This window comes from Actinopolymorpha rutila, from assembly GCF_013407855.1.
GTDB classification, from domain to species: domain Bacteria; phylum Actinomycetota; class Actinomycetes; order Propionibacteriales; family Actinopolymorphaceae; genus Actinopolymorpha; species Actinopolymorpha rutila.
Genome location: NZ_JACBZH010000001.1, coordinates 5,263,352 through 5,288,138 on the forward strand (window position 1 = coordinate 5,263,352; position 24,787 = coordinate 5,288,138).

General features: G+C 68.5%; 25 protein-coding genes and 1 pseudogene. 16 read left to right on the plus strand and 10 right to left on the minus strand.

Annotated elements, in window-relative coordinates:
• On the plus strand, positions 1-1,089 hold the full coding sequence (locus F4554_RS23550; RefSeq protein ID WP_179789579.1) for a DegT/DnrJ/EryC1/StrS family aminotransferase: 1,089 nt from the start codon (positions 1-3) through the stop codon (positions 1,087-1,089).
• A 116-nt stretch (positions 1,090-1,205) separates the two neighbouring features.
• Here F4554_RS23550 and F4554_RS23555 read toward each other — a convergent pair whose 3' ends face one another.
• A complete protein-coding gene (locus F4554_RS23555) occupies positions 1,206-2,840 on the minus strand; it encodes an O-antigen ligase family protein (RefSeq protein ID WP_179789580.1) in 1,635 nt (544 codons plus the stop codon).
• Between the two features lie 8 nt (positions 2,841-2,848).
• Entirely contained in the window at positions 2,849-3,718 is an 870-nt protein-coding gene (locus F4554_RS23560) for a YveK family protein (RefSeq protein ID WP_179789581.1), read from the minus strand.
• 155 nt (positions 3,719-3,873) lie between these two features.
• Between F4554_RS23560 and F4554_RS23565 the strand changes: the two genes are divergently transcribed.
• The 4 genes and pseudogenes from F4554_RS23565 to F4554_RS23580 all read left to right on the plus strand — a co-directional run.
• Entirely contained in the window at positions 3,874-4,560 is a 687-nt protein-coding gene (locus F4554_RS23565; RefSeq protein WP_179789582.1) for a hypothetical protein, read from the plus strand.
• A 247-nt stretch (positions 4,561-4,807) separates the two neighbouring features.
• Positions 4,808-6,529 (plus strand): DUF4082 domain-containing protein, encoded by a 1,722-nt coding sequence (locus F4554_RS23570; RefSeq protein WP_179789583.1) that lies wholly within the window; start codon positions 4,808-4,810, stop codon positions 6,527-6,529.
• 44 nt (positions 6,530-6,573) lie between these two features.
• Positions 6,574-7,455, plus strand: coding sequence for a glycosyltransferase (locus F4554_RS23575; protein ID WP_179789584.1), 882 nt, complete (start codon positions 6,574-6,576; stop codon positions 7,453-7,455).
• A gap of 192 nt (positions 7,456-7,647) precedes the next feature.
• Positions 7,648-7,859: pseudogene (locus tag F4554_RS23580) on the plus strand (leucine zipper domain-containing protein); the annotation flags it as partial.
• A gap of 98 nt (positions 7,860-7,957) precedes the next feature.
• Here F4554_RS23580 and F4554_RS23585 read toward each other — a convergent pair.
• The 4 genes from F4554_RS23585 to F4554_RS23600 all read right to left on the minus strand — a co-directional run bounded on the left by F4554_RS23585 (position 7,958) and on the right by F4554_RS23600 (position 12,965).
• The gene (locus F4554_RS23585) at positions 7,958-8,803 is read right to left on the minus strand and encodes a glycosyltransferase (protein ID WP_179789585.1); all 846 of its coding nucleotides are present in this window, start codon (positions 8,801-8,803) and stop codon (positions 7,958-7,960) included.
• Positions 8,800-10,653, minus strand: a complete 1,854-nt coding sequence (locus F4554_RS23590) for a WecB/TagA/CpsF family glycosyltransferase (RefSeq protein WP_179789586.1) — start codon at positions 10,651-10,653, stop codon at positions 8,800-8,802. The genes F4554_RS23585 and F4554_RS23590 overlap by 4 nt, the downstream gene beginning before the upstream one ends.
• An 820-nt stretch (positions 10,654-11,473) precedes the next feature.
• Positions 11,474-12,028, minus strand: a complete 555-nt coding sequence (locus tag F4554_RS23595) for an ATP-binding protein (protein ID WP_179789587.1) — start codon at positions 12,026-12,028, stop codon at positions 11,474-11,476.
• A 127-nt stretch (positions 12,029-12,155) separates the two neighbouring features.
• On the minus strand, positions 12,156-12,965 hold the full coding sequence (locus F4554_RS23600; RefSeq protein ID WP_179789588.1) for an MBL fold metallo-hydrolase: 810 nt from the start codon (positions 12,963-12,965) through the stop codon (positions 12,156-12,158).
• A 91-nt stretch (positions 12,966-13,056) separates the two neighbouring features.
• On the opposite strand from F4554_RS23600, the gene F4554_RS23605 reads away from it, so the two are divergent.
• Complete coding sequence (locus tag F4554_RS23605; protein WP_179789589.1) at positions 13,057-13,665, plus strand: CGNR zinc finger domain-containing protein; 609 nt, start codon at positions 13,057-13,059, stop codon at positions 13,663-13,665.
• Between the two features lie 25 nt (positions 13,666-13,690).
• Entirely contained in the window at positions 13,691-14,800 is a 1,110-nt protein-coding gene (locus F4554_RS23610; RefSeq protein ID WP_179789590.1) for a phosphotransferase, read from the plus strand.
• A gap of 121 nt (positions 14,801-14,921) precedes the next feature.
• On the opposite strand, the gene F4554_RS23615 is transcribed toward F4554_RS23610, so the two are convergent.
• On the minus strand, positions 14,922-15,071 hold the full coding sequence (locus F4554_RS23615; RefSeq protein ID WP_179789591.1) for a hypothetical protein: 150 nt from the start codon (positions 15,069-15,071) through the stop codon (positions 14,922-14,924).
• Positions 15,072-15,400: 329 nt separating this feature from the next.
• Here F4554_RS23615 and F4554_RS23620 point away from each other — a divergent pair, with 329 nt between their 5' ends.
• The 5 genes from F4554_RS23620 to F4554_RS23640 all read left to right on the plus strand — a co-directional run bounded on the left by F4554_RS23620 (position 15,401) and on the right by F4554_RS23640 (position 18,854).
• Positions 15,401-15,985 (plus strand): maleylpyruvate isomerase family mycothiol-dependent enzyme, encoded by a 585-nt coding sequence (locus tag F4554_RS23620; RefSeq protein WP_202889434.1) that lies wholly within the window; start codon positions 15,401-15,403, stop codon positions 15,983-15,985.
• The gene (locus F4554_RS23625) at positions 15,982-16,329 is read left to right on the plus strand and encodes a metalloregulator ArsR/SmtB family transcription factor (RefSeq protein WP_179789592.1); all 348 of its coding nucleotides are present in this window, start codon (positions 15,982-15,984) and stop codon (positions 16,327-16,329) included. Before F4554_RS23620 ends, F4554_RS23625 begins: the two co-directional genes overlap by 4 nt.
• The gene (locus tag F4554_RS23630; RefSeq protein WP_179789593.1) at positions 16,326-16,781 is read left to right on the plus strand and encodes an SRPBCC family protein; all 456 of its coding nucleotides are present in this window, start codon (positions 16,326-16,328) and stop codon (positions 16,779-16,781) included. The genes F4554_RS23625 and F4554_RS23630 overlap by 4 nt, the downstream gene beginning before the upstream one ends.
• Positions 16,782-16,902: 121 nt before the next feature.
• Entirely contained in the window at positions 16,903-18,417 is a 1,515-nt protein-coding gene (locus F4554_RS23635) for a CehA/McbA family metallohydrolase (RefSeq protein WP_337796175.1), read from the plus strand.
• A 98-nt stretch (positions 18,418-18,515) separates the two neighbouring features.
• Positions 18,516-18,854: a hypothetical protein gene (locus tag F4554_RS23640; RefSeq protein WP_179789594.1), complete on the plus strand. Its 339-nt coding sequence runs from the start codon at positions 18,516-18,518 to the stop codon at positions 18,852-18,854.
• A 63-nt stretch (positions 18,855-18,917) separates the two neighbouring features.
• Here F4554_RS23640 and F4554_RS23645 read toward each other — a convergent pair whose 3' ends face one another.
• The gene (locus F4554_RS23645; RefSeq protein ID WP_179791738.1) at positions 18,918-19,766 is read right to left on the minus strand and encodes an alpha/beta fold hydrolase; all 849 of its coding nucleotides are present in this window, start codon (positions 19,764-19,766) and stop codon (positions 18,918-18,920) included.
• Positions 19,767-19,958: 192 nt separating this feature from the next.
• Between F4554_RS23645 and F4554_RS23650 the strand changes: the two genes are divergently transcribed.
• A complete protein-coding gene (locus tag F4554_RS23650; protein ID WP_202889435.1) occupies positions 19,959-20,537 on the plus strand; it encodes a Chromate resistance protein ChrB in 579 nt (192 codons plus the stop codon).
• 18 nt (positions 20,538-20,555) lie between these two features.
• On the opposite strand, the gene F4554_RS23655 is transcribed toward F4554_RS23650, so the two are convergent.
• Both F4554_RS23655 and F4554_RS23660 read right to left on the minus strand, forming a co-directional pair.
• Positions 20,556-20,756, minus strand: a complete 201-nt coding sequence (locus F4554_RS23655) for a hypothetical protein (RefSeq protein WP_179789595.1) — start codon at positions 20,754-20,756, stop codon at positions 20,556-20,558.
• Complete coding sequence (locus F4554_RS23660; RefSeq protein ID WP_202889436.1) at positions 20,753-21,529, minus strand: hypothetical protein; 777 nt, start codon at positions 21,527-21,529, stop codon at positions 20,753-20,755. Before F4554_RS23660 ends, F4554_RS23655 begins: the two co-directional genes overlap by 4 nt.
• Before the next feature lie 216 nt (positions 21,530-21,745).
• Here F4554_RS23660 and F4554_RS23665 point away from each other — a divergent pair, with 216 nt between their 5' ends.
• The 3 genes from F4554_RS23665 to F4554_RS33780 all read left to right on the plus strand — a co-directional run bounded on the left by F4554_RS23665 (position 21,746) and on the right by F4554_RS33780 (position 24,612).
• The gene (locus tag F4554_RS23665; RefSeq protein WP_179789596.1) at positions 21,746-22,534 is read left to right on the plus strand and encodes a COG4705 family protein; all 789 of its coding nucleotides are present in this window, start codon (positions 21,746-21,748) and stop codon (positions 22,532-22,534) included.
• Between the two features lie 81 nt (positions 22,535-22,615).
• A complete protein-coding gene (locus tag F4554_RS23670) occupies positions 22,616-23,281 on the plus strand; it encodes a response regulator transcription factor (RefSeq protein WP_337796176.1) in 666 nt (221 codons plus the stop codon).
• Positions 23,278-24,612 (plus strand): ATP-binding protein, encoded by a 1,335-nt coding sequence (locus tag F4554_RS33780; protein ID WP_179789598.1) that lies wholly within the window; start codon positions 23,278-23,280, stop codon positions 24,610-24,612. The genes F4554_RS23670 and F4554_RS33780 overlap by 4 nt, the downstream gene beginning before the upstream one ends.
• The last annotated feature ends 175 nt before the right edge of the window (positions 24,613-24,787 follow it).

Consider the following 24,787-nt stretch of genomic DNA (forward strand, 5'->3'; position numbering starts at 1 on the left):
ATGACCACTGTTCCGTTCGTCGACCTGCGTGCGGCGCACGCGGAGATCGACACCGAGGTTCGCGCCGGCTTCGACCGGGTGCTGGCGGCCACGGCATTCGTGAAGGGACCGGACGTCGCGGCGTTCGAGGAGGAGTACGCCGCATTCTGCGGAGTCGCGCACTGCGTCGGGCTGGGCAACGGCACCGACGCGATCGAGCTCGCGCTGCGGGCCGCGGGCGTGGGTGCGGGCACCGAGGTCGTCGTACCCGCGAACACCTTCGTGGCCACCGTCGAGGCGGTCGTGCGCGCAGGTGCCCGGCCCGTCCTGGTCGACGTGGACAAGGACACTCTGCTGATGGATCCCGAGCAGGCGGCGGCCGCGGTCGGTCCGCGGACTCGGGCGATCGTGCCGGTCCACCTGTACGGGCGGCTGGCGCCGGTCACAGAGTTGCTCGACCTCGGCCCGACAGTGGTCGAGGACGCGGCCCAGTCCCAGGGCGCGGTCCACGACGGCCGCCGGACGGCCGGCGCACTCGCGGCGACCAGCTTCTACCCGGGCAAGAACCTCGGCGCCTACGGCGACGCGGGCGCCGTGGTGACCGACTCCGCCGAGCTCGCCCGCACCGTCCGGCTGCTCGCCGACCACGGCAGCGAACGCAAGTACGTCCACGAGACGCTCGGGTTCAACTCCCGGATGGACACCCTCCAGGCCGTGGTGCTGCGGGCGAAGCTGCGCCGGCTGGAGCGCTGGAACCGGCTGCGTGCCGACGCGGCCGCGCGCTACACCGACATGCTGGCCGGGCTACCGGGGCTGGTGCTGCCGGAGGCCGGTTCGGACGGTGAGCACGCCTGGCACCTGTACGTCGTGCGGGTGCCCGACCGGGAGCGGGTCACCGCGGTGCTCGGGGAGCTGGGAGTGGCGTACGGCATCCACTACCCGGTGCCGGTCCACCTGACCCCGGCGTTCCGCTCGCTCGGGTACTCGGCAGGCGACTTCCCCGTCACCGAGGAGTCCGCCGGGCGGATCCTGTCGTTGCCGATGTTCCCGCAGATCACCGTGTCGCAACAGGAAGAGGTCGTCCAGGCCGTCCGCAAGGCTCTGGCGTGACCTGAGCTTCTTCCGGCCTTCGCTCTCGCGTACGCGTGCAGGCCGCGACCGCGGTGACCCTCACCGCGGTCGCGGCCTGTTCGCCTGCGGCGGCTACCTGACCAGCCGCAACCAGCTCAGACCTTCCGGTGCCGGCCCGGACGTTGCTGCGTCGTCCGCTGAGTCGGGCGCTGTGTCCCCCGCCTCGTCGCCCTGTGCATCCGCTGCGGTTCGTCCTCCGGTACGCCTTCCGACTTGGTCTCCGGCTCGATCTCCAGCCAGTACTGCGGCTCGACCCACGGCTCAGGTCGGAACTGGACCGGTGTCATGGGAGGCGAGCCGAGTGCCCCGGCAAGTCGCGGCTCAGGCGTGGCAGCGGTCGTCCCCGACAACCCGGCCGTGGGATTCTCTCTGGCCAGCCGCCACAGGGCAGCGCAGCAACCCAGCATCAGGAACATGAGGTTGGTGATCATCGGGAAACTCAGCGCGTCGAACGTGCCGAACGAGAACGCCGCGACTGCCATCGTCGCCGCGAAGCACTGCGCCAGGTGGCGGACCTCGGGGTTGCTGCTCGCCCTTCGTGCGCCCCGGGCCAGCAGCCAGCCCGCCACGAACAACGCCAACAGTGCCGCCACACCGACCAGCCCGGTCTCGATCGCGGTGCCGAGGTACTGGTTGTCGAGGATGCGATATGTCTGGGGCAGATAGGTCCCGAGCCCCCGGCCGAACCACGGTTGGTGGCTCACCGACGCCAGCACGGCACCGTAGTCGTCGGTGCGGGCGGTCGTACTCGAGTCGCTTCCGATCGAGGTCACAAGGTTGCGGATGGTGCCGAGCAGGCCGGGCACCACCGCCTGCATGGCAACGGTTCCACACCCCAGCACCATGAGCGCCACCACGCGTACCTTGCCGGGCCAGACAGGGACCATCACCACGGCGGCGACCGCCATTCCCAGGATCGCAGACCGGGAGACCGTCATCGGAATCGTCGCCAGCAGGAGGAAAACCTGCAGGCGGTGCCGCCACACCGTGCCGGGCCGGGCGTGCAGCATACCGTGCACTGCCAGCGGTAGCAGCATCGTGAGCACCACGCCGAGCTCGATGGGGTGCGTCGCGGTCGCCATCGGCCGGTTGAACTCGTCTCGGCGCAGGACGCTGGAGAAGTCGGCGTTCGCAGTCAGCCCCGGCACAGCGAGGTAACCCGCGATGTCGATCCCGGTGAAGAACTGCACGAGTCCCAGCGAGGCGACGATCGACCCGCCGGCCACCAACCTGCGCCGCAACACCTCCAGCCGTTCGAGCCGAGGAATGCCGTCGGCGGCCAGTAGTGCCAGGCCCGCCCAGCCCGCCGTGAGGATCAGCCCGCGGTCGGCCGCGTTGACCTCGAGGGCCGCTCTGGGCTCTGCGTGCATGACCGCGTAGCTGGTAAGCACCGACACCACGAAGAACACCACGACCGTACGCAGTGGCTGGCGGCCCCGGACCGGCGTGGTGCTCGGTGTGATCAGCGCGCTGAGGTACCACAGCAGGCATGCCACGGCCATCAACCCCGCCGGGGTTCCGGCCCCGCCGAGCGGGCCGACGACGTACCGGCTGGGCAACAGCATGAGGATCGCCACGAAGACGCTCAGCACCACGGCCGGATCGATCCGGCCGGCCACAGCCCGGCCGGTCCGACCGACGCCGCTGCGGTCGGCACCGTCCCGATCGGCACCGGCCGGGTCGGCACCCGACTCGTGACCGGTCAACGGAGTGAGGTGCAGGCTGGACACCGCCCGGTTCAAAGGTCCTGCTCCCGGGAAGCGGATCTGGGCGGAACGACCGGCGACCGGCCGGTCCGTACGAGATGGTCGGCACGTGCCCCGTGGTTGGCGCGAGGGCTGCGGGGGGTCTGGGTTGTGCGGTGGCTGCGGTCGGTGGGGTAGCCGTCGAGCGCGTCGGCGGGCCTCGCCGGGCGGCTCCGGCCGTTGGTCGCCTGAGCGTCTCCAGGCGCCGAGTACGTCGGCGTACGGACGTCCACCGGTGTTTGGGGCGAAGCATGTGGCCTGCGCCGCCGCCTGGCCGCCATCGCCTCCACGGACAGAGGCATCACGATCGTGGTGACCAGCCCCGCGAACAACGCCATCGCGAGCGTACGGAGCTTGCCCTTGGCCTGCCGTGTGGGTGGCGCCGTGGACACGTCGGTGATCCGGATGCGCGCATGGCTGGCCACCCCCTCCTCGGACTGGATCTGGGCCAGTCGCTGCACCACCAGTTTGTTGACGGCGTCCTGGGTGGCGCGGACGTTCGTCCGGTCGGATCCGGTCACCACGATCGACAGGACCGGTCCGGTGGAGTCGAGCGGCCGCGCCACCTCGTACTCCGAGGTGAGCTTTCTGGCCTTCAGCTGCTCGGCGACGTCTGGTGCCATCACCTCCCGGCCCACGACTTCGGCGGTGACCGCCAGTGAGGAGTCGAACAGCAGGTACGGGTTTCCGCCCGCCTGCTTGGCCTGGAACTGGGAAGCCAGCAGCAGGACCGAGGACTGCGCCTCGTAGCTCCACGGGAGCACGAAGTATCCGGCCGCCACCCCGGCAATGGTCAGCACCAGAAGCGGGACGGTCAGCATCCATCGCCGTAGCAGGATGTTCACCGAGTCGAGCAGGTCCACCAGGCCCCCCTAGTCGTTGCCCGTGTTGTCGATCTACCGACAAGATCGCGGGCCATCACCGATGATACGAAGAGCGCGGTTCGTAACTGGGCGAAAAGGTAATTCCCAGTGCGAACCGCGGTGTTGCGATCGGCAGGTACGGGCTTGGGGGGACCATGACCTTGCGGGACATCTGGACGGCCGCGTTCCACCGACCCTGGCTGGCTCTTGCCGTGGCCGCTCTGTGTGGGCTGTGGAGCTTCCACCAGGTCACCGCACCCACGGTCTATGAGACGCGGGCCGTGGTCACCCTGCTCAGCCCGAAGACGACGTTTCCCCGCAACGCCTACGCCGGTTTCACCCAGGGCCTGGTGATGCTCACGGAGGCATCCGCACTGTCCGCTGCGAATCCCGCCACGCGCGACCAGATCCGTCGGGCGGGCGGCACCGGTGACTACGCCGTGGTGATGGCCAACCGCGGCAACGAGGAGCTTCCGATCCACGACCAACCGGACCTTTGGGTGTCAGCGCGATCCACCGACCCAGCCGAGGCCGAACGAACCCTCACCGCAGCGATGGGGGTGCTCCGTACGCAGCTCCGGGAGCGCCAGGAAAGTGCCGGGGCCTCCACCGCCTCGTTGGTCACCTGGCGGGTGACCGGCGGCAACGGCGCTCCGGTAGCGTTGCACGGCAGTCGGATCCGGCAGCTGGCCGGGCTGGGACTGATCAGCATCCTGGTCACCACTTACACCGTGGTGTTGGCTGACCGAAGAAGCCGTTGGTTCCCCCGGTCGCTCCGTTCGGTCTTGCGGTTCGGGTCCCCGCGTCCGGTCAGGCTCCCCCACCGCAGCGGGTATAAGTAACGGTGGCATCACGCCGACGGATTCCGGTCGGGCAATTATGGGGATCCTTTGCCGGCTGCTTTGCATTGCCGCGTGAATGGTCAAACCCGGAGTACCTTGGAGCGACGCGTGATCTTCTTCAATCACGAGCACGGACCGCGCTCGACAACCCATTTCGACGGGCGAGCGACTCGTGATTGTCGGCATTTGGAGGGCAGTTCCCATGCAGCACCCACTTCGCGTCACCCTACTTGTCCTGATTCCCTCGGTGGCAGTGGGGCTGGCCTTCCTCCTTGCGCCGCCGCCCGCATCAGCCGACACTCTCTTCGGATCCCTCGTGCCGGAGACGGACGCAGCTCCCGACACCGCCGCCGTCGAACTCGGCGTGCGCTTTTCGACAACGGTGCCGGGCATGATTACGGGAGTCCGCTTCTACAAGTCCACGGTCAACACGGGTACTCACGTCGGTTCGTTCTGGAACAGTGCCGGGCAGCGGCTCGCCCAGGCCACCTTCAGCGGCGAGACCGCCAGCGGCTGGCAGTCGGTCACCTTCACCACGCCTGTCGCTATCACGCCTGGCTCGCTTTACACCGCGTCCTACTTCGCACCACGGGGTCGCTACGCCGCGACCGTCGGCGGGTTCGCCGCGCCGTACACAAGCGGGCGGCTGACCGTCCCCGCGGGCGGCGGCAGGTACAAGTACGGCGGCGGATATCCGGTGGATAATTACCTGAACATCAACTATTTCGTCGACGTCATGTTCACGCCTTCGTCGACACCATCGCCGACGCCGACGCCGACAGTTCCCGGTGAGACGACGCTGACACTTCCGCCCATTCCGTGGGAGGGTGGGCCCGCCTACTGGAGGAACTTCCCCAAGGCCAACGCCGCCGGCTGGAGCAGCCCGACCTTCTTTCCCATTGTCGTGTGGTTCAACGGCGTGAGCAGCAACGCGGAAGCCCTGTACGACAAGAGCATCGGCATCAATTCATATGTCGGCATGTGGGAGGGCACGCCATACAGCCTGTTCGCCGACAACGGGATCTACTGGCTGGGTGGGAAGCTGAACAGCAGCTTCAATGACACGAGCAAGAACTGGGTCGGTGAGTTCCTCGACGACGAGGTCGATGGTCGTTTCCCGCCGGCGCAGGGCTTCGCGCACCTCAAGGCGCTGAGTGACAAGGTGATCGGCACCGGACGCTTCCGCTACGCTAACTTCACCCAGATGGTCATCAGCAGCGACATGCCTCCGGCGACGGCCGCGCAGTATGTCAATCCATACACCGACGCCGTCTCGGTCGACATGTACTTCTACACGATTCCGTACTGCGACTGGCGGCCCTACCGGGATGTCTACATCACGCCGATCGACCAAGCTCATTGCCGAACTGCCTCCAGCTACGGCAAGACGGTAAGATCGCTTCGCATGCGGGACGCCGCCGATGGCAAACTCCAGCCGATGTGGCAATTCGTCGAGAACCTGAACGGCGGTCCTGGCGAGGGTCCTTTCGTGGCCGACATAACGCCGGCCCAACTACGGGCGGCTGTCATGAACTCGGTCATCAACGAGGCTCGTGGGATCGTCTACTTCAACCAAAGCTTCACCGGACCCTGCCAGGGCAGCGCGATCTTCCGTCAGACACAGGTCAACCCGTCGTTCTGCGCCGCACCCCAGGTCGACGCGGCAAGGATCGTGAACAGTCAGATCAAGGCCCTGGCACCGGTGATCAACACTCAGTCCTACACCTACTCGTTCGGGTCGGGGCTGAATACGATGCTCAAGGCCTACAACGGGTCGGTCTACGTCTTTGCGATGATCGACGGCAGTTCGAGTCCGGGAAGCCGAACCTTCCAGCTGCCCGCCGAGGTGTCGGGCAGAACCGTCACCGTACTGAACGAGAACCGCACGCTGACCGCGTCGTCCAGCGGGCGCTTCACCGACAACTTCCCGGCCGAGACGACCTACCACATCTACAGAATCGCGAAATGACGGTCCCGCACAGGCGGGCAGATCGATGCTGGGGGAAATGAAGAATGGTCGTGGAAACAGCCCGGGTCGCGCACGCCGTGCTCACTCGGTTCAACCTGCCTTCGGCTGGAATCGAGGGCACCGTGCGTGCCCGGGAGGGCTGGCTTCGATCGCGTCTGGAGTTGTTCGAGACCTACACACTGCCCGCGATGCGGGGGCAGATCGACCCGCCGGACACGTGGCTGATCTATTTCGATCCGCAGTCGCCCGACTGGCTGAAGAGCGCGATCGATCGACATGTCGCCGAAGGACGGTACGTCGCGCTGTTCCGCGACTCGGTTCCCAGCGAACAGCTAGCGAAGGACCTGGCGAAGCACCTGCCTGACGCACCGATGCTGTTGACCACGAATCTCGACAACGACGACTCGATCGCCTACGACTTCGGCAAGCGCCTGCACCAACTGCCCGCGGTGACCAGCGCACACGCGGTGTTCTTCCGTGACGGCCTCATTCGTGCCGGCGCTCGAACGTACCTGCGCAGGGACCCGGACAACGCCTTCTGCTCCGTCCTCGAACCGTGGTCGCAGCAGCCGTCGACGTGCTGGCTGGACTGGCACAACCTGCTCGGCTCACGTATACCCACGATCGTCCTGGACGGTGATCCGGCCTGGCTGCAGATGATCCATGACGGAAATGTCAGCAACCGGGTTCGCGGTCGGGTAGTGGATCCAACGCGGTTCCAGCCGTTGTTCGGTCATGGCCTGAGCGGAGCGGAGCCGCCCGGACTGCGTCGCAGGGCGGCGGACTTCGCGATTCACCGGCCCTTGCGCGGCTCACGCGACGCGGTTCGAACGCTTGGAAAGAAGATCGTTCTGCAGACAGGTGGCAAAGAGCAGCTGGATCGCTTGAAGATGGTGACAAGCCGATTGAGCAGCCGCTCCAACTAGCGCGAGATTACGGCAACGGATCAGCGCAGTCCGTGCGGCAGTCCGTACGCCCCGCTTCGGCGCTGCGGACCAGGTGTGCTGCCCACACAGGTTGGCGATGGGCGACCTGGGTTCGATGATCTTGAATGGGTGAGGACCTCCGCGTGAGGTGTGGAACTGCCACAGCTGTCCGCACCGACCCTGGAGGTCCGCGTGCTCCGCAACGCCCAGTTGACCGAGCTTGGCCGGCTGCGCCTGGCACGGTGTGTCATCGAGGATGGCCGGTGCGACGCGCAGCGGAGCGGTTCCAGGTCTCAGTCACCACCGCGCATCCTGGGCCAGCCGCTATCGACGCGACGGCGTGGCGGGAATGACCGACCGGTCCACCCTCCCCCATCGGTGTCGGGCACAGACACCGCGCCGGCTGGTGAATCAGGTCGTGTCCCTGGCCTACACCGAGATCCTCACTGCACTTGATGGACTCCCACCTGTCACCCGCATACTGACCTGTTGGGCAGAACAACTAGGCGGCAGCTGCCCGCTGGGTGTCGTCACGCTCCCACGGCCGGTCCGCCGCCTGAGTGGGCTGGATTCGCGCGAGCAGGACGAACCCCGCGTACACGACGGCGTCGGCCAACTCCGCGACGCTGTGCACGGAGCTCAGCAGTAGCCGCAGTCCGCCGACCTGGACCGACGACGCCTCGACGATGCCCGCTGCGGCCAGCCCAGCTGGTCCGCGGCGGACCCGGCGAAGCGTTCGCAGCAGCGCCCGCGCGTTCCGCGGGCAACGCACCACCGCGGCACCCGTCGTCCCGAAGGTGATCTCGGTCCTGTCGAACTTGCTGTCGACGTAGACGTCGTCGGCCACGACGTCCGGGAACCGGCCGACCCGGGCATGCCCCGCCTCGGTCAGCGCGTAGGCACCCGCACCCCACAGGTGGGCCGACAGCTCGGGCATCCGTTCCCGGGCCCGATAGTAGGCCCGGACGAGCGCGCTGCAGCCGGCGGTCAGATAGCCGCTATGCGGCCGGCCGGCCAATGCGCCGGGCGCGGACAGCCGTTCGAGCAGCTCGGCCACCGTGTCCGTGCCGATGGCGATGTCGGCGTCGAGGTAGAGCCGCGGCCAACTCGTCGCCGCCTCGTCCCCGGCGTTGAGCGCGGCCGTCTTCGACCCGCGGGACAGCTCGATCACCTGGACGCCCGGGATCGAGCGGGCCAGCTCGGCAGTCCGGTCCTTGCAGCCGTTCGGCACGACGATCACCTGCAGGCCCCGGCTCATCAGCGGGCGCAGCGGCTCCAGCGTGCGGAGTATGTTCGAGGCCTCGTCGTGAGCCGGGATGATCACACTCCCCCGTACCGCACTACTCACTGGCCGGCTCCCCCGATGTCGGCCACGAGGTCGGACCATGACGAACGGTCGATCAGATACCGCAGCGACGCCCGGTGTCGGGTCTGCGACAGCCGGAGCAGCGACGCCAGGACCTGGGTCGCGCGGAACGCCGTCGCCGGCGCGGCACCGTGCCAGGCCTCGTAGTAGCGCACCTTGTTCACGGCGAGGAGAGCCTCAAGTCGATCCGAGACGCCCGAGCCGCCACGCCGGTGCTGCATCGTGGCGTCCGGCTCGAACCACACCTCCGCGCCCAGTTCGCGAACCCTGCGGAGGAAGTCGACCTCCTCGGAGTACAGGAAGTACGACTCGTCCCAGCTGCCGACCTTCCACGCCAGGTCGGCGTCGACGAGCATCGCCGCACCGGTGCCCCAGTCGATGGCGTGCGGCTGCCGGTATCGGCGTGGATCGAGCTCGATCTCGCTGAACAGTCCGGACCGCCCGCGCAGCCGCTCCCCGAAGAGGCTGTCGCCGACCGCCCGCGTCAGTGACGGCTCGCGGCGGATCGAGGCGTAGAGCTCGCCGTTCGCCTCGAGCAGCCGCGGCAGCACCACACCGACGCCCGGACGAGCCAGCCGCTCACGCAGCGTACGCACCGATCCCGGCGCCAGCTCCAGGTCCGGATTGACAATGAGCACGGCGTCGGACGGCCGGGCGTACTTCAGCGCGACGTTGATCCCGCCCGCATAGCCGAGGTTGGCGCCAGTGGGGACCGCGATCACGTCTTGGTGTCGACTGAGCCGGCTCAGCGTGTCGTCGGTCGAGGCATTGTCGACCACGATCATCCGCATCGACTGGTCGTCGAGCTGGCGGCGGACGGAACTGATCAGCGGCTCGATGTCGTCCGCGCTGTTGTGCGTCACAGCGATCACGGCGACGTCGACGTGCGAATGGGCCGGCGAGAACTCACCGGTCGGCACCGTCCGCGGCAGCACCGGGTGCTTGGACATGGCCGGTTCGGAGAAGTAGGTCGTCGCCATCTTCACGTAGCTGTCCCGCCGCAGGGACACATACGCCGGAGGGCCCTGGATCAGGTAGCGCCGGGTGAGTCGGCGTGGTTCGTTGGCCAGCCGCCACGCCCACTCGAGACCGTGGTCGGCGATCCAGCCCGGTGCCCGGTTGACCCTGCCGGCGAGGAAGTCGACCACGGCCCCGAAGGCCAGACAGACCGAGGCTCCCGAGGCGTGGGCGTGGGTGGCGATCCAGCGCTCCTGGCGCGGCTTCCCGAGGCAGACAGCGAGGATGTCCACCCCGGCCGCTCGGATGTCGCGGGTCAAGCCGGCCGCGGCGTGCTCGTCGTCGAGCTGACTCCGCGTCGGCGCCCAGTAGCCTCCGATCCGCAACTGCGGCCAGCGTGCGGCCATCACCGGTGCCAGGGCTTCGTGAGTTTCGGATGAGCCGCCGAGGAAGCCGACCGAAAGACCTCGCCGCTCGGCCTCGTCGAGTAGCGGCCACATCAGGTCGCTACCGGCGAGCCGCGGCCACAGCCGTCCGGTGAGTTCGCCGGCCCGGCGGACCAGCGGTGCCCCATCGAGCAGGGTCAACCACTCGACCTGCCCGTCGATCGAGAGGTTGATCACTCGTTGACGCTGGCGTCGAGCGGAGGTACGGCCGGAACCGAAGTGATGCAGGTGGTCGAGATTCGCCGAGACGACGGCAAGCACGTCCTCGTGCGGAGTCATCGCATGGTCGATGATCAACGAGACCGCATCGTTCTCGTCCAGCAGATCCGTCGTCACCCCGGCCAGCTGGACGCGCGGCCAGCTGGCCGGCCGTGGTCCGTGCTCGACATGGCGCACGGCGTGGATCTTCGCAATCGGTTGTGCACCCATCAGAACCCCCCACTCACTGAATTGCTCGAATTCCCTGTGCAGACCCGAGCGGCCCGCTTGCCGACCGCTGCGCCCCGCCGGCCCGCCCCCAACGCGCAGCTCGCCGCGTATCGCAGGCTGCTGCCCTCGGGCAGGACGGGTGGACGACCAAGGGCGTCCGTGGTTTCGGCGGCTGATCCGGCCCGTGTCGTAGGTCATGGTTGCTCCTGCTCTGCTGCCCTGCTGCCCTGCTGCCCTGCTGTCGCTGTCCTGCTTCGACGAGACCGGCCGGCCAGGGACGCGGGATACCGCAAGTAGTGGTCGGGTCGGCGGGTTCGGCGCGGTGGCGCCGTCACCCGAGTGCCCGGTGGCGGTCCGTCGGAGACCAGCGGACACACCGGGGTGAGGAGGTTGCGAACAGCTTGGGATTTACGAGAAGTGCCGGAGAGCTCGGCCCGTCACGTCGGTAGGAACGGCCTGAAGGGCTCGCGCACCAAGCTAGTGGGAACGATCCCAGTACGTGCGGGAACAGCGAAAGATCGTCTGCTGTCGGGTGTACGAGGCTGCTGTTCAGCGCTTCGGACAAGACGACGGAAGGCACGACGCCTTGTCAACGTGTGCCTGCGCACCGCCGCGCGACCAGACGATCCACCGGCAACCACAGGTGCCGGATGCTTGGCCCGGCGGGACTTTCGAAGTGAGGTCATAGCGCTCCCCCCAGATCGCTGAGGCGAGCATAAGCGAGAATTCGATCAACGGGGCCGGAATCGGCACAAGAACTAAAAATGCTGACCTACTCCGCCGATCTGTGCCGAATCGCTTCGCGAAACGCCTTACGCCGCTACGATCCGTCGACGTCTCCGGTCAACCGGAGCCACTCCTTCACGACCTCGCGCGCCACCTCGGGAACACCGCGTCCGTCGGTGTCGACGCGGAAGTCCGCGATGTCGTCGCGTTCCAACTGCGCCGACAACTGCGCGGCCCGTCGCGTCAGTTTGTCGAGGTCGGCTCCGCGTTCGCGTCCGCGGCGGACGATGCGATCCGCCAGCTCCTGCCGGCCCGCGTACAGCCGGCACAGGACGGGAACGGCGTTCGGAACCGCGTCCGCGTACAACGCGAGGCCATCTCGCGACTCGATCACTCCGGCGGCCAGCACGCATCGCGCCCCGGCGGCTCGGTAGTTCTGCCACATCGCACCGAGGTTGCGCGCCTTCATCCGCTCGTTGTGGGGATCGTCGTCGGGAACGGGCCAGCAGGCACCGAGAAGGTCGAGGTCAACGAACGCCGGCGAGTTGCCGCTGTCGACGAGCTGCCCGAAGATCTCCCACGCCACCGTCGTCTTGCCGACGCCAGGTGGTCCGGAGAGGAACAGCATCGGCACCGGGTGAACACGCATGGCCACGACCGTATCCCCCTGCCAAGCGTCCACACGACCGTTTTCGTGCGGCTCACGTCGAGCCGTTCGCGGCGAAGGCGCCGCGAACCACCCGGCTGTACCTACGGTGAACGAGCAGTGCCGACGCTCAGGTCGGGTCGTCGCTTCGGACCGGTAGGTGCAGCTCCGCGGTCTCGCCGGGCTCGAGCAGCATCAGTCCCCCGATCAGACCGGCCTTCTCGAATGCCGCCCGCAGGTGGGCCGCGCCCTCGCTGAAGTGCATCCAGGAGTCGAAATGCAGCGGGACGGTGCTCCCGGCGCCAAGAATGGCGGCGGCCTCGGCAGTCTGGTTGCTGTCGAGAGTGAGCAGTGCGCCGTCGAAGAGGCGGGTACGGACGGCGCCGGCGAAGAGTACGGCGACGTCCACCGGTCCCACCCTGGCCGCAATTTCGCGAACGACGCCCAGGGACGCGTTGTCCCCGCTGACATAGAGAGTGGGCAGTCCGGAGCCGGAGAGCACGAAGCCCGTGACGTCGCCGGTGACAGGCTCGCAGCCTTCCGGCCCGTGCCGAGCCGGCACCGCGACCACCTCGATGGCGCCGCCACTTGGCACCGGAAGTTCGTACGTCTGCCAGGGGGCGAGGCCGTCGGCGGATCCTCCGAGTCGGCGGGCCCCGGCAGGCGTGGTCAGGGTCAGCGGAGCCCTTGCCAGGAAAGCCCGGCCGGAGTCGTCCAGGTTGTCGGCGTGCTGGTCGTGGGACAACAACACGACGTCGACCGACCCGACCTGGTCCGGACCGAACGCCGGTGGTGCCAGCTTCGTGAGGATGTTGCCCGTCTCACTGATGTAGTCGCCGGGCTGGTCGAACGTGGGATCAGTGAGCAGGCGAAGGCCACCGTACTCGATGACGGCGGTCGGGCCACCGACAGCTCGAATGACCACCACGGCGTCGGACATCGCACTACCCCTCACGGCAAATTGAGAGCTTTCCTGTGAGACCTGACGCTAGGTTGCCTCACGGAGAAAAGCAAGCATTACCATGAGATCCATGAACGCCGCGAAACCCGGGCAGAGCAGGTCGACGGATCCGCTGCCGACCGCCCCGGGCGCCGAGCGCCATGTCGCACTGGCCCTGGTCAACACCCGGACCGTTCGCGCCGGGAGCGAGGTCGACGAACTCTCCGACGTGCATTCGGCCCGGGCCTGGCTGGTGGCGGCAGACCTCCTCAGGCCACGAACGTCCCTCCGCAGGGACGACGCGGTTCGGCTGGTCGCCCTCCGCGAGTCGGTCCGCGCACTGTTCGCCGCCCTGGTCGACAGCGAGGTGCCTGAGCCGGCAGTGCTGGCCGTCCTGAACGGAGGTCTCGCCGCCGCGCCCGTCGCAGACGAACTTCGCTGGGACGAAGCGAGCCGACCGACTCGAGTGGTCAGGGCGCTGGGAGCGACTCCCGTCGAGGCGGCACTCGCCCATGTCGCACGTGACTGCGTGGACCTGCTCGTCGGCCCCGACGCGGCGACGCTCAGCGCGTGCGGCGCTCCCGGCTGCATCCGCTTCTATCTGCGAACCCACGCAGCTCGCCAATGGTGTTCGACGCGCTGTGGTGACCGGGTGCGTGCTGCCCGCCACTACGCTCGCAGCCGCACCCGGCACCCGTGAACGGCGTGCCGGCGACGGGAGGACCATGAGTCACGGCGACGAGGACCTTTCTCCTGCCGAGCCACCGCAGCTGAACCGGTTCGGTCCGATCCGCGAGGTCCCACCGTCCGGCGTGTCACGAGCGTTGCCCGGGCCCGGATCGGCGACCAGGTGGCGGGCAGAGCGGTTCGGCGGCGACGAGGACCGCTATCCCAACGGCGGCATCTGGCGGTTCACGGCGGACCCCTTGAACTCCGAGCCGTCCGGCGCTCCGTTCAGCACGATGGTGAAGCGCACCGGGGGCGGCTACCTCGGCACCGACCCGGTGTGGCGTGGCCGGCCCGAGCCGGGAGACCCGCAGTGGTGGGGACGGGAGGCCGCGTTCTACGGGTCCGACCTCGCCACCACCGGATGGTCTCCCGGTGTACGAGCTGCCCGCTGTTACGCCGTCGACGACCACGACGGTTGTCGCGACGTCTGGCTGGAGACGGTGAACGTCCCGGCGACCGTGGACACCTGCGAACATGCCGTGGCCGGCCTGGCCCGGTGGCAGGTCGCCACGGCCGGCGCCGAGCACCCCTGGCTGTCCGAGGACTGGATCCCCACCCACGTCCGCCGTCGCGGCCTGGACAACGCCCGTACGCTGGCGCACCCGGCCTGGCCTTCGGCGATCGTACGTGGCCTGGACCCGGACCTTCGCGACGTGGTCGCGGACCGGATTACCGACCCGGCGCAGATTCGTCAACTGTTGCAGGGATTTCCACGGGTCCTCACCCACTACGACTTCCACAACGCCAACATCGGCACCGTCGAGGACGAGGTGGCGATCATCGACTGGGCGTACGTCGGCTGGGGCCCGATCGGGCACGACGCCGGCCACCTGGCGGCGGACGTCGCGGGTCGCGAACTGCCGCCGGACAAGGTGTGGGAGCTGCTGCGTTCGGCATACTGCGATGCCCTCACCGAGGCAGGCTGGCCGGGCGACCTGGCGGTGGTCCGTCGTTCGATGACGACGTCCAACGTCCTGCGTCTGGGCTGGCAGATCGACCACGCATTGGACATCGTCGACGACCTGCCCGACGACGCGATCCCCCTCGTGAACGCCAGGCTCCGTCTCTTCGCAGAGCTTCAGTACTCGCCGGACATGGCGCGGTGAGATGGCGGCGCCCCCTCAGCTCACTTTCCCTTACCAGTAGGGGAAGCGGCAACGAGCAAGCCGTGCTTGACGACACTTCGTCAAAGCGCTGTCGACAGGCGACGTGTCACGTTCAGGGACGTCACAGCCTGTCCCAGGTGTCCTTCGTCCCCACCACCATCACCAGTGCGGCAATGACAAGCGCCACGACCATGAGGGTGTGGTGGTGCGCCTGGAATGCCCACAGCACAAAGGCGAGAGTCGCGATCCAGTAGATTCCCCACCGTGTCATGTCAACTCCACTGTTCACCTTCTTCTGCATCGTGACATCGGGGCGGGACCGACGCCACGTTTTTACCGAAGTACGGAGAGGGGCTGCGTCCCTCGTAATTTCGTCTGTCAGTTGCTGCATTCCTGACCGGTCGGGCACGCACGCGAGACTCCGGACGGCGCACGCCCATCGGTCATCAGCGGCCCCGGCCGCGTGCCGACCCACTGTCCGACCTGTCGGCCGTGGTCCGGTCAGCTTCAGGCGGGCCTGTTGACAAGCCCGGGACGCGGGGCGTATACAACTCTTAAGTTGTACAACCCTGGAGTTGTTAAATGTCCACAGGAGCACCCATGCTGATGGATCTGATCGCCGCGGAGCGCCGGACGCTCAGCGAGGTGCTGGGCAATCTCGATGCCGGCCAGTGGCGTGCACCGTCCCTGTGTGCCGGATGGACGGTGAGCCACGTGGTGGCCCATCTGACGATGCCGTTCCGGATCTCCGAGCAGGAGTTCGCGGACGCGATGCGACGGGCCGGTGGACAGTTCACGGTGATGTCGGACGAGGTTGCCGAACGGGACAGCCGGCTTCCCACTGCCTCGCTCGTAGCCGCGCTGAACGACAACGTGCACACCCCGTGGAGCCCGCCGGGCGGCGGGCTGGCCGGGGCACTCAGCCACGACGTCATCCATGGCCTCGACATCGCCCGGCCGCTCGGCATCGAGTACCCGATTCCGGACGACGCGCTCACGACGGTGCTCGACCTCATCACCGGCACCGGGCACACCGGCACCGACGGGGCCAATCCGTTCGGCTTCCGGCTGGACGGCCACTGTTTGTCGGCCACGGATCTGGACTGGTCCGCAGGGTCCGGTGAAATGGTGGCCGCGCCGGCCAGGGACCTAGTGCTCCTCGCGGCCGGTCGGCGACTGCCGTGACGGCCACCGACGACCTGACGGTCACCTTCGCCGCGCTGGCGGACCCCACCAGGCGGGCCATCCTGAGCCGACTTGTCGACGGGGAGGCCACGGTCAACCAGTTGGCCGAGCCGTTCGCCCTGACCCAGCAAGCCGTGTCCAAGCACCTCAAGGTGCTGGAGCAGGCCGGCCTCGTGTCGCGTACGCGGACCGGTCAGTCCCGACCGTGCCGGCTCGAACGCGACCGGTTCGACGCCGCGGCCGACTGGATCGACCGTCACCGCCGGGTGTGGCAGGACCGCTACGACAGGCTCGACGAGCACCTCACCGCCCTACGGGGCGACGACCAGGAGTCCGACACATGACCCGACCCGGCGAGTTCACCTACCGGCGCGTCCACCGAGCCGGCCGGGAGCTGCTCTTCGACTGCATGACGAAACCCGAACACCTGGCGCGGTTCTGGGGACCGGTCGGCACCTCAACGCCGATCGACGGCATCACCGTCGACCTTCGGCCAGGTGGCGTGTTCGAGACGGTGATGGTCAACGACAGCGACGGTAGCCGCTACACGATGCGCGCCGTCTACGTCGAGGTGCAGCGGCCGGAGAAGCTGGTGTGGACCGAGCCCGACGTCGAAGGCGGCATGAGGACCACGATCACCTTCGTCGAACTCGACGACGAGCGGACCGAGGTCGTCACCCACCAGACCAACGTCCCGCCGATGTTCGGTCGGCCGGAAGCCAGGGATGGCTTCCTGACCAGCCTCGACCGCTTCTCCGCCTATGTCGAGGCCCTTCCCGGAAGTGCACTCGGCTGACCACAACCGGTCTCGCCACCCGGCAGCCGGTGAGCGTTCATCGCGACGTCGCCCTCTCACGCCTTCGATGGTCCTACCATCGGGCCGTCGATGATCATCGCTGTGGAAGGGGTGGTTGGACGTGCCCGAGAACCTGAACCGGCGGAGTCTGCTGCGAGCGGGTGGCCTGCTGGCCGCTGCCGGCGCGGCCGGCCAGATGCTGCCCGGCGTGGCCTTCGCCGCCCCGGAGGAGGGCGAGACGCAGACGACCCGGACCGTCACCGGCACGTTCACGCCGAGCATCCCGGACTGGTACTACCTGCCGGTCGAGGTGCCGCGCGGCGTCAAGCAGATCGACGTCGTTTATTCGTACGACAGACCGTCCGTGCCCGACGGCTACCGAGGCAACGCACTCGACATCGGCATGTTCGGTCCGGAGGGCTTCGACCTCGGCAACGCACGCGGCTTCCGCGGTTGGTCCGGTGGGTTCCGGGACCGGTTCTCGATCAGCGCGTCGGCGGCCACGCCCGGCTACCTGCCCGGCCCCATCAAGGCCGGCACCTGGAACGTGATCCTCGGCCCGTACACCGTCGCCCCGCAGGGGATGAACTACCGGGTGGACATCACGCTGACGTTCGGCCGCGCGGACGCGCCGTTCCGGCCGAACCCCGCACCGGCGTCGGCGCCCGCCAAGGAGCGCGGCCGGGCGTGGTATCGCGGCGACTCCCACCTGCACACGGTCTACTCCGACGGCCGTCGTACGCCGGACCAGCTGGTCGCCGACGCCCGCGCCGCCGGTCTGGACTTCATCGTGTCCACCGAGCACAACACCACCAGCGCACACCTGATGTGGGGCGACCACGCCACCGACGACCTGCTGATCGTCAACGGCGAGGAGATCACCACCCGGTCCGGCCACTGGGCTGCGATCGGGCTGCCCGTCGGCAAGTGGATCGACTGGCGCTACCGCGCGAACGACCCGCAGGACTTCCGCAGGTTCGTGGACGAGGTGCATGCCAACGGCGGCCTGGTGACCGCGGCGCATCCGTTCGCCAGCTGCTTCGCGTGCAGCTTCGAGTTCAGCTACGAACTCGCCGACCTCGCCGAGATCTGGAACGGCCCGTGGGATCTGGAGGACGACCGGTCGGTCGCCACCTGGGACGGCCTGCTGCGCACCGGGCGGTGGATACCGGCCATCGGCGACTCCGACGCGCACAGCCCCGGCAACATCGTCGGCCTTCCGCACACGGTCGTACTCGCCGACAGCCTGAGCGCCCGCGACCTGCTCACCGGATTGAAGGCCGGCCGGTCCTACCTGGTCGAGTCCAAGGACGTCGAGGTGACCTTCACCGCGAAGGCGGGTGGGCGTACTGCGGACATCGGGGGGCGGCTGCCCGTCGACACCGGAACACCGGTGACGGTCCAGGCCGTCGTTTCCGGAGCCCCGGGAACGACGCTCACCCTCCACGACCAGAACGGCCCCAAGCGAAACCTGGCCGTCCCGGACTCCGGCACCGCCACCCTCACCTGGACGACGTACTCCCGTTACAGCCAGTGGGTTCGGGTGGAAGTACGCCGTGCGTCCGGCGGCGTCAACACCACCGTACCGAACGCGATGGTGGCGATGACGAACCCGATCTTCCTCGGCCGGGACTGAGCCGGTCCTGACAGCGCAAGGCAGCCTTGCGCTGCTGCGCCGGGCGCCGGACACCGTCTCGTCGCGTTCCGTTCATCATCGTGGGTTAGCGTCCCCGCGTGCAGGCAGAGCGGTGGCGCCCCACCGGTGGGCGGCACGCGGCCCGACCCGGTCGGCCGCGTGGATCTCCCGACGACGCCGACCGCGTTGTGGGCAACGCCGATCGGGTCGCCGGTAACGCCGATCGCATTGCAGGAAACGCCGACCGGGTGGTCGGCGACATCGGGCGTACGGTGAGATGGCTGCGGCACCCCGGCACCGTGGATCGCGTCGCGGCCGTGATGTACGAGTCCCGCACCGGGCGACGGTGGCTGTCCGCGGCCGAGGTCGACCGCGTCGGCTACCTCGCCAACGCCCGCGCCGTCCTCGACTTCCTCGCCGCCGAACACCCCTCCTGAGGTACGCCACGGCAGTGGTGGGCGGGCCTTCCCCCAGACCTGCCCACCAGCCGCGGGCGTCGTTCAGGCCTGGTGCGCGTTCTTGTCCGCACCCTTGTCCGCGTCCAGGAACGCGAGGACGGTCGCGGCCCACAGCGGCGAGTCGTGGATGTCGTAGTGGGTGAGCCCGGGCAGAATCGCCAGCGCGTGCCCGCCCTTCGGCCGTCCCTCACCCATCCAGCCGCCGTCGCGCAGCCCGCCGTCGAGGAGCTTGAACACCTCGACGTAGTGGCTCGGCGGCGCCATGTCCGCGTCTGCCGCCACGATCAGCGTCGGCATCCGCAGACCGCGTACTTCCTCGGAGAAGTCGAAGTCCTGCGCCATCGCCGCCCCGATCTTGTCCAGCAGCCGGCCGAAGTCCTCAGGACGTGGCGCCACCCGCTGGTAGAGCTCGTACATCGGGGTGTCCTTCATGAACTCCGCCGCCGCCGCATTCACCTGACCCTGCTGGGCGAGCATCTCCGCCGGGATCGCGTCCCGTCGCACGTGCGCGGAGGTGGCGACCAGGCGGCCCACCTTCTCGGGGTACTTCGCGGCGGTGTGCAGGGCCACTCCGCCACCGAGGGAGTACCCCACGACGTCCGGGCGGTCCAACCCCAGGTGGTCGATGAGGGCCCCGATGTCGTCGGCCATCAGCCGGATGTCGAGCGGCCGGGCGATGTCTGCCGTACGGCCGTGTCCCTGCAGGTCGACGGCGATGACCTGGTGGTTCTCGGCGAACGTCGGAAGGATCGGCCCGAACATCTCGCCCGACCCGAGTCCGCCGTGCAGCAGGATCATCGGGTGGCCGGTCCCGTGCGTCTCGTAGTAGAGGTTGATGCCGTTGACCTCGGCGTACTCTCCGGCGCCACTCGACTGGGCGGTCCATTCCATGCTCACGGTGCGCTCCTCGCGTTCTCGTTGGTCCGGTTGGTCGTGTGCTGCTCGTCAGTTGCCCATCAGACCGGGCCATCCTCCCCAACTCATCGGCGAGCAGGCAGGAAATTCCGGGAGGTCCTGAACCGCGAGCGCCAGGGCCGGCACCACCACCGCGGGACTTCGGCCTGTTGCGGGCACACTGTGGGTGTGACCGACGACGGCTCCACCGACGACCCGACGGCCGACTCCGCGACCGACGCCGGCTGGCTTGTGCTGATCTACCGGATCCCGTCCGAACCCACCCGGCTGCGTGCCGGCGTGTGGCGGAAGCTGAAGCGCCTCGGCGCGATCTACCTGCAGAGCTCGGTCGCGGCCCTGCCGGCCGGCCCCGCCTCCGAACGCGCGTTACGCAGGCTGCGGCACGAGATCGTCGAGATGTCCGGCACCGCCGTGCTGCTCTCGTGCGAGGCGCTGGCGGGCGGGCAGGAGGTCCTCGCCGCGTTCCAGGCGGCCCGCGACGACGAGTACGAGGAGATCGTCGACAAGTGCCGCGACTTCATGGGCCAACTCGACAAGGAGTACGTCGCCGAGCACTTCACGTACGCCGAGTTGGAGGAGAACGAGGAGGACCTGGTCAAGCTGCGCAACTGGTTCGCGAAGGTCAGTGGCCGGGACGTCTTCGATGCGCCGGGACGAGCCGCGACAGTCGACGCGCTGGCGACCTGTGAACGCGCCCTGGAAGAGTACGCCGCGCGGGTCTACGCCGAGGAGGCCGAGAGCCGCTGAGCCGCACTCGGCACGACGTCACCGACGGCGTGCGCGCCAGAGGCTCCATGGCAGGACGATCCCGACCGCGACCGGCATGACCCACCAGGACGACGTTTGGGTATGCGCGACCCCGGCGGTCACGGCCAGTGCGAGAACGACCGCCACCGCGACCCGCCAGTCGTCACCGACCACGAAGTCGTACCAGAACGCGCCGAACGCGCGCAGTCGAGCGATCACGGCTTCCTCGCTTCCGCCTGTGCGGCCAGGACCGGGACCGGACCACCGGCGCGACGCATCACGAACACCAGGCCGATCGCGAACAACGCGACCGCCGGTACGACGACCAACAGAGCCGCGTCGGCGCCGGGCCAGTGGGCACCTGCCCCCTCACTGCCCCAGAAGATCCCGAACGACGTCAGCATCACGCCGACGACGAACTTCAGGGTGTTCTCCGGTACCCGCGCCAGCGGAGCATGGACGGCGAAACCTGCGCCGGCGACCAGCACGATCGCCAACAAGGCGGCCAGTGCGGCCAACGGAACGTCGTGCTGGTTGGTGCCGAAGGTGACCGCGATGAACGCGACCTCCAGTCCTTCGAGCAGGACGCCCTTGAACGAAAGCGTGAACGCGTACCAGTCGCCGACCAGGCCGCGCCGCCGAGTGCCGGCCGCCCGGGCCGCGGCCAGTTCGGTCTGGAAGATCGCCGCCTCGTCGTGCAGCGCCTTGTGACCGCTGGCACGCAACACCGCCTTGCGCAACCACTGCAGGCCGAACACCAGCAGCAGGCCGCCCACCACCAGCCGAAGTCCGGTCAGGGGAATCACGGACAACGCGGGCCCGAGCACCGCGACCACGGCGGCGAGCACCACCAGCGCGGCGCCGACGCCGTACCCGGCCGATCTCCACTCCCTCGCCGTCCCGGCCGCCAACACGATCGTCAGGGCCTCGACGGCCTCGACCGCGCACGCGAGAAACACCGCGAGGAAGAGCGCCCCACTCGTCACAAGCACCTCCCGGCAGGCTGGCAACGCTCTGAAGTACGCCGAGATAGTAACAGCGGTTACATTCGAGCGGTGACGGCCCGGGGTAAAGGTTTGCCCATGCGTACTTTGTGAACGTTCTGCCAGATGCGGGATGCTTTCAGGTTGTTGTCAGGACCGCACCCGGAGCCTGGGTGCATGACGAGTGAGACACGCCTGGAACCAACCGAAAGCCCATTGCGGACCATGTTGAACAAGGTCCCCGAGGTGACGCTGTACTTCTGGATCATCAAGATTCTGTGTACGACGGTCGGTGAGACCGCCGCGGACTACATGAACGACACGCTGGGCTTCGGCCTGGACAAGACCTCCTACGTCATGAGCGCGGCCCTGATCATCGCCCTGGTCTTCCAGTTCCGCGCCCGCCGCTACGTCCCCGCGATCTACTGGCTCTCGGTGGTCCTGATCAGCGTCGTCGGCACCCTCATCAGCGACAAACTGGCCGACGACCTGGGAGTACCCCTCGTCGTCACGACCATCCTGTTCGCGGTGCTGCTCGCGATCACGTTCGCCGTCTGGTACGCCAGCGAGCGCACACTCTCCATCCACTCGATCGTGACCCGCCGGCGGGAGACCTTCTACTGGCTGGCGATCCTGTTCACCTTCGCCCTGGGCACCTCCGCCGGTGACCTGTTCGACGAGAAGCTCGGCGTGGGGTACTGGCCGACGGTGGGCATCGTGGCGGCGCTGATCGCCCTGATCGCGGTGGCACACCTGGGACTTCGGCTGAACGCGGTACTGGCGTTCTGGGCCGCCTACATCCTCACCCGCCCACTCGGCGCCTCGATCGGTGACGGCATGTCCCAGCCGGCCAAGAACGGTGGCTTCGGCCTGGGCACGACCGGCACCAGCTTCATCTTCCTCGCCGTCATCCTCGCCCTCGTCGTCTTCTTGTCCGTGACCAGAGTGGACCGCACGGAGGCCCGGGCCGGGGACCCCGACGAGTTGGACGAACGCGACTCCGTCACCGTCTGACCTCCGGGCGGGCCAGCTCGCTTCCCCCGCCTGGTCACCCACATCTCGTGGCAGAGGGTGACGATGCTGATAATGGCGCCCGTGAGCAGACCGCGGGTACTCGTCGTGGAAGACGACCACGAGCTCAGGGACGTGCTGGTGCGTGGTCTGAAGGAGGCCGACTTCGCGGTGACGGCGGCCGTGGACGGCGCCGCCGCTCTGCGGACCCCGACCGAGACGCTGGACGCCGCGGTGATCGACATCGGCCTGCCCGACTCCGACGGCCGGGACGTCTGCCAGGCCCTTCGCGCACGCGGAGTGACCGCGCCGGTGGTGTTCCTCACCGCCCGGGACGGCCTCACCGACCGGCTCTCCGGGTTCTCCGCCGGGGGTGACGACTACCTCGGCAAGCCGTTCCACTTCGCCGAACTCGTCGCCCGGCTGCGAGCAGCACTGCACCGAACCGGCCATGACGCCGGCCCGGTGGTGGACGACCTGGAGCTCGATCCGGTGAACCACGAGATGAGCGTGCGGGAAGTGGTGGTGTCGCTGACTCCCACCGAGTTCCGGATCCTTGCCCGGCTCCTCGCCGCCCGTGGGTCAGTGGTCCGCCGGCACCAGTTGCTCGCCACCGGCTGGCCGGACGGCGCGATGGTCGCGGACAACACCCTCGACCAGTACGCCGCCCGGGTTCGCCGCAAGCTGAGGGACGTCGGGTCGACCTTGGAACTGGAGACGGCCCGCGGACTCGGGTACCGGCTCAGGTGATCCGACCGACCACGCTGCGCGGACGTCTCGCGCTCGTCGGGGTGCTCACGGTCGCCGCGTGGGTGGCCGTCCTCACGGTCGCGTTCAACGTCGGCCTCACCCACCGGCTGCACAGCCAGGCGGACGACGTGCTCAGGGCACGGGCCGAGGCGACCGTGGCCACCGTCGATGTCGGCCCCGGCGGCCGGCTCGACGTACGGGAAGTTCCCAACGACACGGCGCTGGACACCGGGATCTGGATCTACGAAGGTCACCGCCTCGTCGAGGCCGGCGTCAGCCCGGGTGTACTGCGCGACGATGCCGCCGCTCTCGCCGGTCGGGGCGAACGGTTCCAGGACGCTCGGCACAACACGTCGGTCAGGTTGTACGCACTCCCGGTACGTCTGGGCGGCCGACAGGTCGGCACCGTCGTCGCGGCCACGTCCCTCGACCCGTACCAACGCACCGCGCGACTGGCTCAGGTGGGATCGATCGCCCTCGCCGCGTTGCTGCTCGTCGGGGTCTACGTCATGGCGCGGCTGACGGTTTCCCGGGCCCTCGAGCCGGTCGACCGGATGGCCGGTCAGGCAGCCGAGTGGAGCGCCCACGACGTCACGCAACGGTTCGGCACGGCCGCCAGGCCGGACGAGCTGGCTGCCCTCGCCGCCAGTCTGGACGGCCTGCTCGACCGGCTGTCGGCCGTACTCCGGCACGAACGGCAGCTCTCGGCCGAGCTCTCCCACGAACTCCGTACACCACTTGCGCACATCGCCGCCGAGACCGAACTCCTGATCGGCAGAAGGCGCTCCGCCGACGAACTCGCCCGTGCCCACGTCGCCATCCGGGACAGCACGGATCGCATGCGCCGGATCATCGAGACGCTGCTGCTCGCCGCTCGCGACGGCAGGGTGGACGCCCCTGGACGGTGTGCGGTGAACGAGGTGCTGGCCTCGATGGTCGCACGGCACCGCGCGACAGGTGAGGTGTCGCTGACGTTGTCCGTCGAACCGTCCCGCCTCTACTGCGGCGTCAGCACCGACATCCTGGAACGGATCGTCAGCCCGGTCCTCGACAACGCGGTGCGGTACGCGTTCGGCCAGGTGCGGCTGAACGTGCGGCGGAAGGAGGACCTCCTCGAGATCGAGGTCGGCGACGACGGACCGGGACTGGCCCGCGGCGCCGCCGAACTCGCGTTCACGGCAGGCTGGCGCGGCGACCCGGCCGACCTGCACGACGGCGCCGGACTCGGCCTCCCCCTCGCTCGACGGCTCGCCAGGTCCGTGGGCGGCGAGGTCGAGCACCTGCCGTCCGAGCACGGCGCCGCTTTCGTCATCCGGTTGCCCAGCGGCTGACCGGATGGTCCGGTTGGTTCGGTTGGTCGGGCTGGTCGTGTGCACCGGCGTGTCCCGGCACCCCGTAGTCGGGCGTCAAGTGTGGCTTGCCCGGTGTCAACCGGCCGTTTCCTCACCGCCGATCCGGCATACGATCGGTTATGGGTGACCAGGTTCACTGGTGACCCGGTTGCTG